Source organism: Portibacter marinus (assembly GCF_021533195.1).
Classification (GTDB): Bacteria; Bacteroidota; Bacteroidia; order Chitinophagales; family Saprospiraceae; genus Portibacter; species Portibacter marinus.
Map to the genome: position 1 here is coordinate 140,044 of NZ_JAJNKB010000005.1, position 15,433 is coordinate 155,476.

Annotated in this window: 14 protein-coding genes; 5 read left to right on the forward strand and 9 right to left on the reverse strand. The window is 39.8% G+C overall.

Going from position 1 to position 15,433, the window contains the following annotated elements:
* Positions 1 to 9: 9 nt before the first annotated feature.
* The 4 genes from pfkA to L2567_RS13310 are packed head-to-tail and all read right to left on the reverse strand — an operon-like array spanning position 10 to position 3,978.
* Positions 10 to 990 carry a 6-phosphofructokinase gene (gene pfkA, locus L2567_RS13295; RefSeq protein ID WP_235298279.1) on the reverse strand — a complete coding sequence of 327 codons (981 nt, stop codon included), beginning with the start codon at positions 988 to 990 and terminating at the stop codon, positions 10 to 12.
* A gap of 11 nt (positions 991 to 1,001) precedes the next feature.
* Complete coding sequence (locus L2567_RS13300; protein WP_235298280.1) at positions 1,002 to 1,835, reverse strand: hypothetical protein; 834 nt, start codon at positions 1,833 to 1,835, stop codon at positions 1,002 to 1,004.
* 2 nt (positions 1,836 to 1,837) lie between these two features.
* Positions 1,838 to 2,731: a hypothetical protein gene (locus tag L2567_RS13305; RefSeq protein WP_235298281.1), complete on the reverse strand. Its 894-nt coding sequence runs from the start codon at positions 2,729 to 2,731 to the stop codon at positions 1,838 to 1,840.
* Positions 2,728 to 3,978 (reverse strand): serine hydrolase domain-containing protein, encoded by a 1,251-nt coding sequence (locus L2567_RS13310; RefSeq protein ID WP_235298282.1) that lies wholly within the window; start codon positions 3,976 to 3,978, stop codon positions 2,728 to 2,730. The genes L2567_RS13305 and L2567_RS13310 overlap by 4 nt, the downstream gene beginning before the upstream one ends.
* On the opposite strand from L2567_RS13310, the gene L2567_RS13315 reads away from it, so the two are divergent.
* Both L2567_RS13315 and L2567_RS13320 read left to right on the forward strand, forming a co-directional pair.
* On the forward strand, positions 3,977 to 4,831 hold the full coding sequence (locus L2567_RS13315; protein WP_235298283.1) for a ChaN family lipoprotein: 855 nt from the start codon (positions 3,977 to 3,979) through the stop codon (positions 4,829 to 4,831). The genes L2567_RS13310 and L2567_RS13315 overlap by 2 nt on opposite strands.
* Before the next feature lie 200 nt (positions 4,832 to 5,031).
* Entirely contained in the window at positions 5,032 to 5,520 is a 489-nt protein-coding gene (locus L2567_RS13320) for a flavodoxin family protein (RefSeq protein WP_235298284.1), read from the forward strand.
* Positions 5,521 to 5,523: 3 nt separating this feature from the next.
* Here the strand turns inward: L2567_RS13320 and L2567_RS13325 are convergent, their stop codons facing one another.
* Complete coding sequence (locus tag L2567_RS13325; protein WP_235298285.1) at positions 5,524 to 6,885, reverse strand: M28 family metallopeptidase; 1,362 nt, start codon at positions 6,883 to 6,885, stop codon at positions 5,524 to 5,526.
* A 169-nt stretch (positions 6,886 to 7,054) separates the two neighbouring features.
* Between L2567_RS13325 and L2567_RS13330 the strand changes: the two genes are divergently transcribed.
* The gene (locus L2567_RS13330) at positions 7,055 to 7,789 is read left to right on the forward strand and encodes a hypothetical protein (protein WP_235298286.1); all 735 of its coding nucleotides are present in this window, start codon (positions 7,055 to 7,057) and stop codon (positions 7,787 to 7,789) included.
* 280 nt (positions 7,790 to 8,069) lie between these two features.
* Here the strand turns inward: L2567_RS13330 and L2567_RS13335 are convergent, their stop codons facing one another.
* Positions 8,070 to 8,543 carry a heavy metal-binding domain-containing protein gene (locus L2567_RS13335; protein WP_235298287.1) on the reverse strand — a complete coding sequence of 158 codons (474 nt, stop codon included), beginning with the start codon at positions 8,541 to 8,543 and terminating at the stop codon, positions 8,070 to 8,072.
* A 133-nt stretch (positions 8,544 to 8,676) separates the two neighbouring features.
* Between L2567_RS13335 and hisC the strand changes: the two genes are divergently transcribed.
* Entirely contained in the window at positions 8,677 to 9,756 is a 1,080-nt protein-coding gene (gene hisC, locus L2567_RS13340; protein ID WP_235298288.1) for a histidinol-phosphate transaminase, read from the forward strand.
* A gap of 11 nt (positions 9,757 to 9,767) precedes the next feature.
* A complete protein-coding gene (locus L2567_RS13345) occupies positions 9,768 to 11,084 on the forward strand; it encodes a vanadium-dependent haloperoxidase (protein WP_235298289.1) in 1,317 nt (438 codons plus the stop codon).
* Between the two features lie 316 nt (positions 11,085 to 11,400).
* Here L2567_RS13345 and L2567_RS13350 read toward each other — a convergent pair whose 3' ends face one another.
* From L2567_RS13350 to L2567_RS13360, 3 genes are all read right to left on the reverse strand, one after another.
* Positions 11,401 to 12,723: an MFS transporter gene (locus L2567_RS13350; RefSeq protein ID WP_235298290.1), complete on the reverse strand. Its 1,323-nt coding sequence runs from the start codon at positions 12,721 to 12,723 to the stop codon at positions 11,401 to 11,403.
* 61 nt (positions 12,724 to 12,784) lie between these two features.
* Positions 12,785 to 14,182: a dihydrolipoyl dehydrogenase gene (lpdA, locus tag L2567_RS13355; RefSeq protein ID WP_235298291.1), complete on the reverse strand. Its 1,398-nt coding sequence runs from the start codon at positions 14,180 to 14,182 to the stop codon at positions 12,785 to 12,787.
* A 37-nt stretch (positions 14,183 to 14,219) separates the two neighbouring features.
* Positions 14,220 to 15,383 carry a WG repeat-containing protein gene (locus L2567_RS13360; protein ID WP_235298292.1) on the reverse strand — a complete coding sequence of 388 codons (1,164 nt, stop codon included), beginning with the start codon at positions 15,381 to 15,383 and terminating at the stop codon, positions 14,220 to 14,222.
* Positions 15,384 to 15,433 lie beyond the last annotated feature (50 nt).

Sequence of the window (15,433 nt, forward strand, 5' to 3'; positions counted from 1 at the left end):
TCAATTTACTTAAATCGATAAAATCCTGGCCATTTCCAGCAGTGAACTCTTAGGTTGTTTCGTCTGAGAAATCGCTTCTTCGAAAGGAGTCAGACATAATTCGTCATTGACTATTCCCAGCGCCATGTTTCGGGTTCCTTTCAACAACTCCACTACTGCACTGTAACCTAATCGACTGGCCAATACCCTGTCATGGCAAGATGGGGCTCCACCTCGCTGCATGTGACCGAGGATGGTCACCTTCGATTCGTATCCATCATATTTTTCGTTCAACCGGTTGGCAATCTCCATAGCATTACCACTTGCATTGCCCTCTGCTACAATGACCATATTAAACTTTTTGTCCTGCTCATTGGCCTTCTTAAGGACATCTACCAATTCATCCAGGGGCGTATCATACTCAGGCAGGAAAATGCAACCTGCTCCACTTCCGATTCCACAGTGCAATGCGATGTAACCCGAATGTCTTCCCATCACCTCAACAAAAAACAATCTCGAGTGAGAATCGGCGGTATCTCTGATTTTATCTACAGCCTCTATAGCGGTATTGATGGCCGTATCAAAGCCAATGGTATAGTCCGTACCACAGATGTCATTATCAATAGTTCCCGGCAATCCCACAATAGGTATGTCGTACTCCTGATTGAAGACGTGGGCACCAGTAAAAGTACCATCACCACCGATAGCCACCATGGCATCTATGCCAGCTGCTTTTAGGTTTTCGTAAGCCAATTGTCTTCCTTCCGCAGTCATAAACCGCATGCTCCTGGCCGTTTTTAGAATGGTACCACCCCGTTGTATAATGTTCCCGACATCTCGGGTAGCCAAAGGTCTGATTCGACCATTGATCATTCCCTCATAGCCTCTGTATATGCCGTAGCATTCCAGTCCATGATACGAGGCGGTCCGAACGACTGCTCTAACCGCTGCGTTCATACCAGGAGCATCTCCACCAGATGTAAAAACTGCAATTTTTTTAATATCTGACATGTCAAGTATTTCTATAATTCAATCAATTTAGAATAAGTGAGCGAATCTATGGGATTTTGGATAATGTTTCCAAGTTTATAACCATATTTTGTACATAAATCTTGAATGATATCTTTAAAATGCCAGGAAATTGAGCCTGAAAAATGTAGTGGACATTGACTGGACTCTTTAAAATAGCCAATCTGGTCCTTAAAAAAATCTTCAAGGTTTTGCCTCGCTATCTTATTTCTAAGGTCTTGGCTACTTACACCCAAGAAACTGCAAAAGCTTGCTACATAGGTATTGGGTTTTTTGCCTCTATGGTATACCTTTCTGATGAGATCATCTCTCGTAAGTTTGTAAGTATGCTCAAACAACCTGGCATCTTGAGCTTCCATCAAACCGTAGAAATACATTTTTAAAATATCTCGTCCCATTCTGAAACCACTGCCTTCATCCCCCAATAAATATCCCAGGTTTTGTACTTTTTTGATAATTGATTGATCTGCAAATACACAACAATTTGATCCCGTACCCAGTATAGAAATAATGCATTTTTCTCCTTGTGAAAGAGCCAAACCGGCAGTTTCCAGGTCCGAACCAATGTAAATAGATTTTACATTTACGAATTTGTTTTTCAGCTTGGTATCCAATAATAACTCTCGCTCTCGCTGCCCCGTTCCAGCGCCAAAAAAAAAGATTTGCTCTACTAAATCCTCCTGCACATCATCAAAATCAAGATCGTGGTCCTCCAGGGTACCTGTAGAAAGATTGATACCTTCTTTGCGGTGGAGTACAAATTCATGTTCTGAAGTCATAAATTTCCAGTTTGAATTGGTTGCACCACTATCTACTAGCAAAATCATAATTACAATAATTCTAAGATCTTGAAATGAAATGTACAGATTTCCTTTGGCTTGCCCCAAACTTTCCAATAACCCTTATACTGAATATCCGATGTTAAATACTGTTCACCAAATCTTTCGAGATCAACTAAAATTAAGATATCGAAATGATAAATTCCTGCATCATATTGGAGTTTATAATTGCGCTGGAGGACTTGTAGGCTTTCTTTGGACATTTCTACTTCTAAAAATTTGACGACCGAACCATTTGGATGTTTGATATTATAGAAAGGTTTGATACTTGCTCTGAAAACATAGGAGTTCGCTTTGGACTCGATCGAAAAATCATAATTTTCAATCATGGCTTCTGAAAAAATAGCAGTCTTATCGCCAATCAATGGAACTGAAGCAGGTTGGCCCGGTCTGTAAATCAGCTTTTTTAATTCATCAATCCTGTTTTCGAGAATTCGCTTTGATCGAGAGGGCTTAGAGCGTTCTGGTCTTTCTGAACAAGGTGTAGTAGGTTGATAAAATACCCGATCATACAGATCCATGGTATAATAGCGGTCATAGTTTCCTGAGCTTTTTTCTGTGAGGACTTCCATCCATTGACAAATACCATTGAAATGCTGGATATTCACACTTTCGTAAAAAGCCTTTGTCTTTCCATTGTTATTATAGAAGGTGATGTTGTTGTGGTATTTATAATTGAGTGTTCTCAATTGATTGAATGATAATTCCAGCGTATTATCGTTCTGAATGATTCTAATGAACTCTTCCACACTAAATCCTTCTTTTTTTGCAGTGATCGTGACACTGTCCAGTCGCACAAAGGCACTAAAATCAATATAGTTGCTGTCATTTTGTCCCATGGCATGATTGCTCAGGAACAACACCATAAGGACAGCAAATCTCATGACTTATCATTTTGTACTTCTATAAAATCATATGCAGCCTGGTGTAGTTTCGGTCGAAAGTTCATCGAATACAACTTGCGATTGCTGCGATATGGATGTACTCGATTGCTAAGAAAAATAACAGTCAGCTCGTGTTCAGGGTCTATCCAAATAAATGTTCCTGTAAATCCGCTGTGTCCATAGGATGATGGACTTGCAGACTCAGCCACATAACTTGCAGATGCGTCATAGTCCAAAAGTGGTTTGTCAAACGCAAGTCCCCTTCTATTGTCATTCTCCGGGAATTGTACTGAGGTATATTTCTCTACAATGTTTGTCATAAAAACTTCATTATCAGGCTTCAAAAGTCGATCGCATATGGTCATGAGAGAAGAAGCATTGGCAAATAGGCCAGCATTAGCAGAAACGCCATCCAGCATCGATGCATTTTCATCATGAACATAACCATGGACAGTTTTCTTTCTAAAAAACGTATCACTTTCGGTGGGTACTATGTCTTCCAAAGGGAAATATTCAGAGGGTTTAAAAGTTATTCTATCTGCATGAAGCGGATGGTATATCTGATCTCTTAGAAATTCGTCTAAGCATAATCCTGATCGTTGATAAATTAAATCTGGGATTAAAAGAAAAGCAAGTCCTGAATAGAGATACTTTTTCTCTGAATTTAATGGAGAAGACCTGATGATCTTTCTCATTTTTCTGGGGTATCGTCGATGAAGAAATATATCATCATCAATTACGATTGGATTCCATTTGTTGTATTTTCTTGAAAAGGTCCGCCATTTAAAGCGGTCTTTTCTGTTCTTTGCTGTTTGCCAAAAGACGATATAAGGTTGAAGGCCAGATTGATGCGCCAGAATTTCCTTCCAGGTGATATCTGATTTATCTGAATTTTTGAAATAAGGATGGGTTTCTCCCAGTTTTTCTTTCGGATCAAATAGTCCCATTTGTTCCAGCTTCATTAAAGCCAGTCCACCTGCCATAATTTTAGTGACAGAGGCCAGGTCATACAGGTCCAGTGTATCCGTCTTTCTCTTTTTTTGATAGGTATGGTGACCATAAGCTTTGTGTAATAAGATAGAATCGCGATGCTTTATTAAGACCTGAGCCCCTGGAAAGGCAGAGGAATCAATCGCATTCTGAACCAAAGAATCGATATGACTTCGAAATTCTTTGATATCTTGCTGACTCTCAGCCTTAAAGCTGAGCGAGCATAATATAATAATGAATAAACTATATTTCAACATGTTCAAATTTAAGAATGTATCCTTAATTTTTGTACTCGTATTGATCACTTTACAATTTCCAGCTTTGGCACAGAAAGCACAATCGCATCAACTTCTTAATGACAAACTGAAAAAATCATCTTTTAAAAAACTGATTAAGTCTGCCCAGAAAGCCGATGTAATCTTTTTTGGTGAAATGCATGATGACCCTATAAGTCACTGGCTACAATTAAAACTTATCAAAGCTTTAGATGAGAAAAATAATTTGATTTTGGGACTGGAAATGTTTGAGCGTGACAATCAATCAGAATTAGATCAATACCTGAATGATGAAATCGATCTTGCAACCTTCGAAAAAGAGGCGAGATTATGGAATAATTACAAGACAGATTATGCACCACTGATCAATTATGCCAGAGAGAAAGGAATTAATGTGGTTGCGACCAATATCCCCAGGCGCTATGCCTCGATGGTTTACAAGCAAGGATTTGGTGCCATTGAATCCCTCGTTGCAGAGGAAAAAGCATATATCGCTCCTCTACCCATTGAGTTTGATATCGACCTTCCGGGATACCAAAAAATGCTCAACATGGTAGAAGGACATGGCGGTGAGAATTTCCCTAAAGCACAAGCCATCAAGGATGCGACAATGGCACACAGTATTTCAGAAAATATAAAAGAGGGTAAAATCTTTTTTCATGCAAATGGTCGATATCATTCTGATCATAAGGAGGGCATTATTTGGTATCTTAGAAAATATCGACCAGACTTAAAGATACTTACCATTACTACGATCATGGAAGGAGAAGTACCGGAAAAAGGGGTTGCAGACTATATCATTATGGTGGATGAGGACATGATCAAGACCTATTAATGCTAAAATGCGTGACAGAATGTTAAATTTTTGTTCGGTTTCCAACAAATCAAAAATTAATACGTTCTTTTATCATACAAATGCAAGACACCATGAATTAACATCCTTAAATGTTTTTTTACATTCGTTTCACTATGAATGTAGGGCTCACTTAGATATAACTATCTAAGTGGGTTCTTTTTTTTGATGAATACTCACTTATGCTTATTATTCAAGGTAGTCACCGAAAAACAGGTAATACTGCTGCCGCAGTGAAAGCGCTGGCTGAGAGATTGGATGCGCAGACCATTCATCTGGCAGACTTGAAGCTTGCACAATTTTCATATGCAGGTACTACGGACGATGATTTTGTTCAGGTCATACAAAAGATGATTAAACATAGAAAGGTAGTGTGGGCAACTCCGGTTTACTGGTATACGATGAGTGGAATGATGAAAGTTTTGTTGGATAGAATCTCTGACCTGCTGAAGTGGAATAAGGATTTAGGGCGGCAATTGAGAGGGTTGGAGATGCATATCATAAGCGTTTCAGAACATGATGATGTACCTCAGGAATTTTCAAACCCTTTTAGGATGTCGGCAGAATATCTGGGATGGACATTTGGAACATACTGCCACCTCTACGGAAAATCGGGGCTATTAAGCGCAGAGAGTATGAAGAGATTAGATGCCTTTGCTGATCAAATTTAAAAATTACCTTCTGGGAATCAAGGTGGTAGGATAAGCAACCACACTTTCATTTCCATCGTCCGAAACCGCGGCTACGCCAAAAAGGTAATTATCAATGACGATTCCTTCTAATGTAAATTCATGCACCTTTCCAACATATCGAGAATACTGCCATTGAGGTGACGTGGTGTCACGCCAATAGATTTTATATCCTTTTACATGTGGATCATTCGATTCTTCCCATTTTAATCTCGTGGAGGGTCTTACAGCTCCTCCGATCATTAAGCCAGTTGGTGGTTCAGGAGCCCATGCAATACCGGCCAGGCTGATGGCGTTAACTGCTGTCAATTTTGAAGCATAGTCAAAGTCTACTCCTTCTATGACATCGCCATACTCAATTCCATTTTCTGTTCTCAGGTCCTGATGTTGCATATTGTAATTTTCATGAGTCTCCATAATTCGCACGCCAGGGAAACCCGCATCATTAAAAGGTTTGTGATGACCTCCTCTGCCAAATCTGTCTAATCTGTAGATCATAATAGCCTCCAAATTAGTCATGTATTGAGAAGTCATTCTGGCTACATATCTGGCCAATTGTCGAGAAGGGCCGTCCACTTCGCCTCCATAGAAGCGTTTCCAGATTCTCTTTTGCTCATCCTCATTAGGAGGAGCCGCCTCCGAAAAAACGCGGAAAGTAGTATTGTCAATCACGCCATCTATTCCATGTATGTTTCCTATCATATCATTATTCAACACGCCAATAATGTCCCAGTCCTCCTCTTGAGCGCGTTCAGCCATTATTTTTCCACCAAATAAACCTTGTTCTTCACCAGATAAACCGACAAAAATGATAGAACTCGCGAAGTCATATTTTGAAAGAATTCGACTTGCTTCCAAAACGCCTGCGATTCCAGAAGCATTATCATTGGCTCCGGGAGAGTCAGATGTGGCATCAAGTGCATCGGAGACTCTGGAATCAATATCACCAGACATAATGATATATCTATCAGGATAAACTGTACCTCTTTTGATCGCCATCACATTAACAATATGAACGCCTTCAGGAATTCTACGAGATTCTCCGGGTTCAACATCTCCGCTAAGGTAGCTGACCTCAAGACATCCACCACAATCTTTTGAAATTTGATCGAATTCAGATTTGATCCACCTCCTGGCTGCGCCAATACCTCTCGTATCTGAGATAGTGTCCGATAGTGTATGTCTGGTGCCGAAGCTGACGAGCTTTTGGATATCATTCTCTATTCTTTCAGCAGAACTGGACTCAATAATTTCGTACATTCTATCATCCTGAGCTGGTTGTGCACTTATACTAGTGTAGAGGAAAAGCAGTGCTAAAAACAAAAAGAATTGGTGATATTCTCTCATAGAATAAATATTTTAAGTGAAGATAAAAATATAAACAGGGTATGAAAGACTGTCACAATCAATATTCATTAACAAACGCTAGATAGCCAACTTAATCCTTAGTAGTAAACGATATTATTATCTTTGTCGTTTGGCGAGATGCCCAATCACTTTTAACAATTACTGCAAAATGAAATATTTCTTAATCCTTTTTTTAGGTATGTCAATGTTGGCTTGTGAAAATTCCGAAACCGAAGAAGTTAATCCAGCTGCATCGGGCTTTAATCTTGAAGCAAGCGATCCAAAAGCCATCGAAATAGCGGATAGAGTGATGGAAGCTTCTGGTGGTAGACAAACCTGGGACAACACTGATTATTTCCAATGGAGATTTTTTGGGAACCGACTGCATACCTGGAATAAGGGAACAGGTGATCTTATTATAGAGAGTGAAAAAGACAGCTTTACCTATGAAATGAATTTAAACTCGATGGAAGGTACCGTTGTCATGAAAGGTGATACTCTGGATTCAGAGGAGGCTCAAGAACATTTGAAGAAAGGCAAGGAATTCTGGATTAATGATTCGTATTGGATATTTCTTCCTTTTAAATTGAAAGATTCTGGCGTTACGTTGAAGTATCTAGGTGAAGGTCAAAGCAGTGATGGTGCTCCAAGTGAAAAACTGGAATTGACTTTCGAGGAGGTAGGTGTTACTCCTGACAATAAATATGTCGTTTATGTTGACAAAGAGAGCAATTTGATCAATCAGTGGGATTTTTACACCAATTATACTGATGAAGAGCCGCGCTTTTCCACTCCATGGAAGGATTATAAAGATTACAATGGTTTATGGTTATCCTCCAATCGAGGAGAAAGGGGCATGTCTGACATTGCGGTAGGGGAGCAGTTGGCAAGTAAGTTTAAATAGTCCTCAGGAACACAAAAGTGTCATAGAATAGCCACATCCTTCTAACTTTGCAAATTGCATTGGGACTCATAACTTTATTTGGAACTTGCAAAATTCCTCTGGCACTTGCAAATTCCATTTGCAAGCAAACTGAAAACCTTTTCAATTATTACTCGTATTTTACAACAGGACTGGCAAATTCCAATTCGATTTGCAAGCTCTTCTCTCATCTTACCCAACCAAGTTCTCGCAGTCCTCTTCTCGACATCAAAGCTGAAGTGACCCCATCTATAGACAATACCTAGTTATGATAAGCGGCATTGTGAACCAGCGGATTGCCGCATGTAGCACAATTTGCTTGTGATCCCGCTCCGCCAGGACAACCATTAGAACAAGTGTAGTGGTAAACTCCGGCAGCATTAACAGCTGGTTCCGTTGAAGGAGTTGGTGGAGTCACAGCACCCGATGGGGTGGTGGTCACACCAGCACCAGCATTGTGAAATGCGGCGTTGTGAACCAATGCTTGTCCGCAATCAGGACATGAGCCCTGGGCATCACCTCCTTTAGTTGGATGCGCTGGACAGTAGTAATGTAAAGCACTTGCGCTTGTTGAAACTGCAGCGGACTGAGCTGCTTTCTGCGCCTGAAGTGCAGCAGATTCAGCATTAATGGCATCATGTTGAGCCTGTGTCATCACCGGCTCAGGCCTTGGAGGAGTCTCAGCACAACTGGCCAAAAAAAGCATTGATATCAAAAGAAATCCAAAATATTTCATCTCATTGTTATTTAATTCGGACGTTTAAGTCCATATAATGATGTAAATGTAAAACTTTTTTTATTCATCCTACTTTAAGCATACAGATTAATTCAATATTATTGCATACACAATAATTGCATATACAAGTATTATGATTCAAATTCCTCAAAATATTCAGGATTTACAACCATACAAACCTGGAAAATCTAGTGACCCATCAGCTTATTCTCGCTATAAAGCAATCCTAAGCTCGAATGAGAATAATTATGGTCCATCACCATTGGCGATGAATGCCATTAAAGATCATCTAAGCAGCATTCACCTATATCCGGATCCACAAGCTTTCGCTCTGACACAAAAGCTAAGTGAAATTCATCAGCGTCCTGGTGATGAAATTATCCTATCAAATGGTCTGGATGGGCTTTTATACTCGATGTTTAAAGCTTTTACCAATGAAGGCGACCATGTGATTACCAATGATCGTTCTTTCGTTGCTTTTAACAAGTTTGCTGCCATGCATAATGTCAATGTAACAAAAGTTGAGAATATAGAATATCAATTTGACCTGCAATCAATAAAACACAGGATTACTTCAAAAACTAAAATGATTTACATATGTAATCCCAATAATCCCACAGGTACAATGATTACTCAGGATGAGATAAAAGACCTGGTGAGTAGTATTCCAAGTCATATTCTTGTCGTTGTAGATGAAGCTTATTTTCAATATGCTAAAAACCTACTTCCATCTTTTCCTGATACATCCACTATGAATATTTCTAATATATTAACATTAAGGACTTTCTCAAAGCTATATGGCATAGCGGGTGTAAGAATTGGTTATGGAATGGGAAGCAAACCAGTCATTCAGGCGCTCAAAAAAGTGAAATTAGTGTTTAATCCGAATTCCCTTGCCCAAGTTGCTGCATTTGCGGCTCTTGACGATCATAACCATCGGAAGATCACTTTGGATAATAACAACAAGTGGATGCAAAAGCTAGAGGAGCAGCTTAATAAAAAAGGGATCAAATACCTTAAGAGCTATGCCAATTTTATTTGTTCCATATATCAGGATGAGCAAGAATCTCAGAGATTTGTGAATTATATGGATGGTAAAGGCGTTTTATTGAGGAAACTGGACAGTTTTGGAATGCCAGAAGGAGTTAGAATCTCCATTGGCACTGATCAGGAAATGAGGTACTTTTCTCAAATATTAGAACGTTTTGAATAAATTTGCAGAGTATGAGATACTTACTTAATATAATCTTAGTCACATTGATTTTTGCTTCATGCCAACAAGAAGTTAAGGACTATGATCATTTGATAAATGATGCAGAAATCGTCCATGATTATATGGATAAATTATCGGATGTGATTGTACATGATATTTTTTCACCTCCTGTTGCATCAAGAAACTACGTCTATCCCAGTATAGCGGGATACGAGGCAATCCTTCATTCTAGCAAAGATTTAGAGAGTTTTGTTGGTCGATTGAATGGGTTTGAAAATGTTGCACAACCGGATACAAGTCTGGAGATATCGTTTCCATTAGCTTCCATTCAGGCATTTCACGTGGTCAGTAAGGCCTTGATTTTCTCGGAGGACACATTGGCACAGTTTCATCATACTTTTCTTGAAGATCTGAAACAAAAAGGTTTTCCTGAAAAGGTCTTGATGGCATCTCAGGATTTTGGTAATGCGGTTGCAACTTCTATCCTTGAATGGGCAAATGAAGATAATTATAAGGAGACTCGATCCTACCCTAAATACACTGTAGATTATGAGCCCCATACCTGGAAGCCGACACCTCCAGCCTACATGTCCAGCATTGAACCGCACTGGAATAAAATCAGACCAATGGTCCTGGATTCTGCTACCCAATTTGTGCCGGATCCTCCCACTGAATTTAATCTAGATAAAGATTCAAGATTTTATAAGGAAATGATGGAGGTTTATACAGCTGTAAAGGATGCCGATGAAGAACAAACAGAAATTGCAAATTTTTGGGATTGTAATCCTTATAAAATGAACCAGACCGGTCACGTAATGTTTGCCACCAAAAAAATAACTCCTGGTGGACATTGGATAGGTATTGCCAAAATTGCATCTCAAAAGGCGAACTTATCTATGGAGAAAACCATGGAGGTTTATGCCTTGTGTTCGATTGCTTTGTTTGATGGATTTATAAGCTGCTGGGACGAAAAATATCGTTCGAAGTTGATCCGTCCAGAAACGGTGATTAATGAGCACGTTGATGAAGATTGGTTACCTATACTGCAGACACCTCCTTTCCCAGAGCACACCAGTGGTCACTCTGTAATTTCAAGGGCGGCAGCAGTAGTACTTACGGAAATTTTTGGAGAGAACTTTTCATTTGACGATGACACAGAATTACAATATGGGTTGCCGATTCGATCATTTGCTTCCTTTAAAGAAGCTTCTGAAGAAGCAGCTATCAGTAGATTATATGGAGGTATACACTATCGTCCGGCTATAGATTATGGCGTGGCCCAGGGCGAAAATGTAGGAGAATTCATCATTGAAGAACTCAATATTTAGGATCTTTATTTTGATTAATTTAAACTCAATATGGTGCGCTATAACCTCTATTTGAGCTTTTTTGTGTATCAGTAGCAGTCATTTTCTAAGGGAATTAAAAGCTCAAAATATTGATAGCCAATTTTTTATCATTCAAAGTTCATTAAAATCGAAAAAATTGTGAACAATTTTATTCATTTTTGATTTTAATTGCATAAATTTACCATACAGGGGAAAGAATACGAGATGTAATGATTTGAAGTTCCTCTATACAAAAAGGTTTTTTAAGTTAAGTTATGATTATTTAGGCTGCGTGTAATAGTACAGGCAGCCTATTTTATTTAACCTCGTCCTTGACCAACAAACAGAGTAACCCTGCCACAAAGAAGCTTATACCTCCCACAATCATTGCATTAATGGATTCATTCCCAAGAAAAGTCTTTAAAATAAAACCTAGCATTCCGGCGGCTACAATCTGTGGAATCACAATGAAAAAATTAAACACCCCCATAAAATAACCCATTTTCTCCGCAGGTAGTGATCCTGACAACATAGCATAAGGCATGGAGAGAATACTGGCCCAGGCTATTCCCACACCCACCATGGATAACAACAGCAAAGTCGGATCAGAAATAAAGAATATAGAAATTAATCCAATACCTCCACAGAACAAGGCGATTAAATGGGTCACCTTTCTGCTGGTATATTTGGCAAGAACAGGAAGTAGAAATGCGACCAAGGCTGCAAAACCATTGTACATACCAAAACATACACCTACCCAATCGGCACCTTCGTTATATGCAGTAGATGAGGAATCACTGGTACCATAAATATGACTTGTTACTGCAGAAGTGGTATAAATCCACATGGCAAATAATGCGAACCAGGAAAAAAACTGGACGAAAGCCAGTTGCACCATTGTTTTGGGCATTTTGAAAATTCCCATGAATGATTCTGCGAGACCTCCAAATATACCCATGGCTGCATTTTCAGATCGCAATTTTTCCAAATCCTCTGGAGGATACTCTTTGGTTTTTATGACGGTCCAAAGCACAGCCAGAAAGTAAGCGATACCACCCACATAAAAAGACCATTTAACTGAATCAGGGATTACACCATCGGAAGCGGTGTTGCTCACGCCAAACCAGTTTGTAAAGATCCAGGGCAGTACTGAAGCGACTACGGCTCCGATGCCGATAAAAAAACTTTGCATGGCAAAACCACTGGTTCTTTGCTCATTCGGCAACATATCTCCCACAAAAGCTCTGAAAGGCTCCATGCTTACATTGATAGAAGCATCCATTAACCAAAGCATGAGTACCGCGACCCACAGGGCTGTTGAATTAGGCATGAGGAAAAGCGCAATGGTAGCCAGAATGGCTCCTGCCATAAAGAACGGTCTGCGCCGACCCCATCTTTCTGACCAGGTCCTGTCGCTATAATATCCAATGATGGGTTGCACCAACAATCCTGTAACTGGAGCTGCTAGCCACAGAATGGGCAATTCATCCTTGGAGGCGCCCAGCGTTTCGAAAATCCTACTGACATTGGCATTCTGTAAGGCAAATCCAAACTGGATACCTAAAAAGCCAAAACTCATATTCCATATTTGCCAAAAACTAAGCTTGGGCTTTTCAGAACTTATTGAAATTGTACTCATACTACTAAAGTATGAATTCCACCAATAAGAGACCTTCTTTATGACAGAAAAATGCGCTTAATTAAAGATGAATGACTTCGTCGTAAGCAGCAGCGGCTGCTTCCATCACTGCCTCACTCATGGTTGGGTGTGGATGCACTGTTTTTATGATTTCATGCCCAGTGGTCTCAAGTTTCCTTGCAGCAACTACTTCAGCAATCATTTCAGTGACATTGTTACCAATCATATGAGCGCCGAGAAATTCACCATACTTTTCATCAAAAATCACTTTAACGAAACCTTCAGGCACACCTCCCGCTTTGGCTTTTCCTGATGCAGAGAATGGGAATTTTCCAACTTTCACCTTGTATCCTGCATCTTTCGCTGCTTGCTCTGTATAGCCGACTGACGCTACTTCAGGCACACAATAGGTACAGCCAGGTATATTATTATAATCCATGGGCTCCGGAGAATGTCCGGCGATTTTTTCAACACAAATGATTCCCTCAGCAGAAGCAACATGTGCTAGGGCAGGTCCTGGTACCACATCACCTATAGCATAAATTCCAGGCACATTGGTCTGGTAATACTCATCGACCTGAATCAGGCCCTTATCCGTTTTAACACCTAAGGCTTCCAGTCCGATACCTTCCGTGTTGGCACTGACGCCAGCTGCAGATAACACTACATCACACTCAATCACTTCTTCGTCTCCTTTCTTCCTGTTTTTGGTGGTCACCTTTATGGTTTTACCCTTTGTGTCTACCTTTTCAACAGAAGTATTGCCCATCACATTGATTCCCTGCTTTTTGAAAACTTTGCCCAATTCTTTAGAAACGTCAGCATCCTCTCTTGGGACGAGTCCTTGCTCCATATACTCTACAATGGTCACTTCAGTACCGATTGAATTGTAGAAAAATGCAAACTCAGTACCTATGGCTCCCGCACCGATGACGACCATTCGTTTAGGTTGCTTTGTCAAAGTCATTGCTTCCCTGTAACCTATAATTTTCTCTCCGTCAATTTGTATTCCTGGAAGTGAGCGAGCTCTGGCACCGGTTGCAATGATGATGCTCTCAGCAGAATACTCTTTTTTATTGCCATCTGCATCTGTTACCTCCACTTTCTTACCTCTTAGTAACTTTCCTTCGCCATCAATCACCGTTATCTTGTTCTTCTTCATAAGGAACTGCACACCCTTGCTCATGCCATCTGCAACATTTCTGCTTCTTCCTATCATCGCACCAAAATCAGCACTTACTTTTTCTACCTTTATCCCGTAATCCTCGCTATGACTGATGTAATTAAAGACTTGTGCACTTTTGAGCAAAGCTTTGGTAGGAATGCATCCCCAATTGAGGCAGATGCCACCTAAGTTTTCTCTTTCTACCACTGCCACTTTCTTTCCTAATTGTGAAGCTCTAATTGCCGCAACATATCCGCCTGGTCCACTACCTACTATAATAATATCAAAATCCATTTGTCCTTATTTTTTTGAGACGCCAAAGATAATTAAACTAATTTATATATTGAATGGGAGCCAGACCTTCTTCAAAATCTCGCATTTCCGAAGAGGGAGCTATGAATTCTACATTAGCATTTTCATCCAAAATCAGCAATCCTTCCCTCGCAAGAGCGCGAGCATAACCGTTATTGTAATCCCAAACCAATCCAAAGATCGGTTCTGTTAACGCCTGTCCATCACTGTTAAAAAATCCCCAATAGCCATTTACGCTGTAAGCACATTTGCCTTCTTTAAATTTGTAAAGTAATTTGTATTGACAAGGAATAATTTCATTTCCTTTCTGGTTAATCATACCAAACTTTCGATCTTTATTAACCATCCAGAAACCCTCATTTCCATATTCTACCTGATCGTAGTCTAGTACTTTTAGATTTTTGCCGTTGGTGTCAATGAAAGACCATTGATTTTTCAACATCACTGCTGCTAAACCTTGATGAAAATCTGTGGCTAACTCATATTGCGGTGGGATCTTCAGTTGACCATTGACATAAAATCCATAGAGCTTATCCTTTCGCACCCTAATGATGCCCTCAGAAGGTTCATACACTTCGTCAAACTCCGTTGGAATAATTTCATTCCCTTGCTTATCGATCATGCCATAGTTTTCAAAGGGTTTAACTTTAGCCATTCCATCTTTAAAAGGACCTGCTTTCGTGAACATAGATTCGAATACGGGCTCGCCACTTTTATCAATATATCGAAACAGGCCATTAATACTTACTTTGGCAAGTCCTTCATGAAAATCGTCCGCAGCCTCAAAGCTGGCAGGAATAATTTCTACCCCTTTTTCGTCAATAAATCCATATTTCTGCTCGAAGTTTTGAAACCGAGCCATACCATCCTGGAAAGGAAACAAGGATCGGTACTTAAATCCAATGATTTCTTCATCATTCTTATTGATCATTCCCCATTTACCTTGATGATTGACCACTGCTAATCCGTCATGGAATGGCCTTGCAGCATCGAATCGATCTGAAATGGCTTTCACACCGTTGGTATCAATAAAACCCCACTTATCAACAGGTGCTTCGTAATCCTGATAGTAGAGTTCCTCTGCATTCATCTGGTTTTCTGCTTCGTCAATAGCAGTCTGGTCAGATTTGCAAGCACATAGAACAACTATCATGGATACTAGAATAGGAATCCAGTTTTTCATTCACGAAATTTTTGCAAATATAATAATGGAAATAAAACGATTTTGAATTT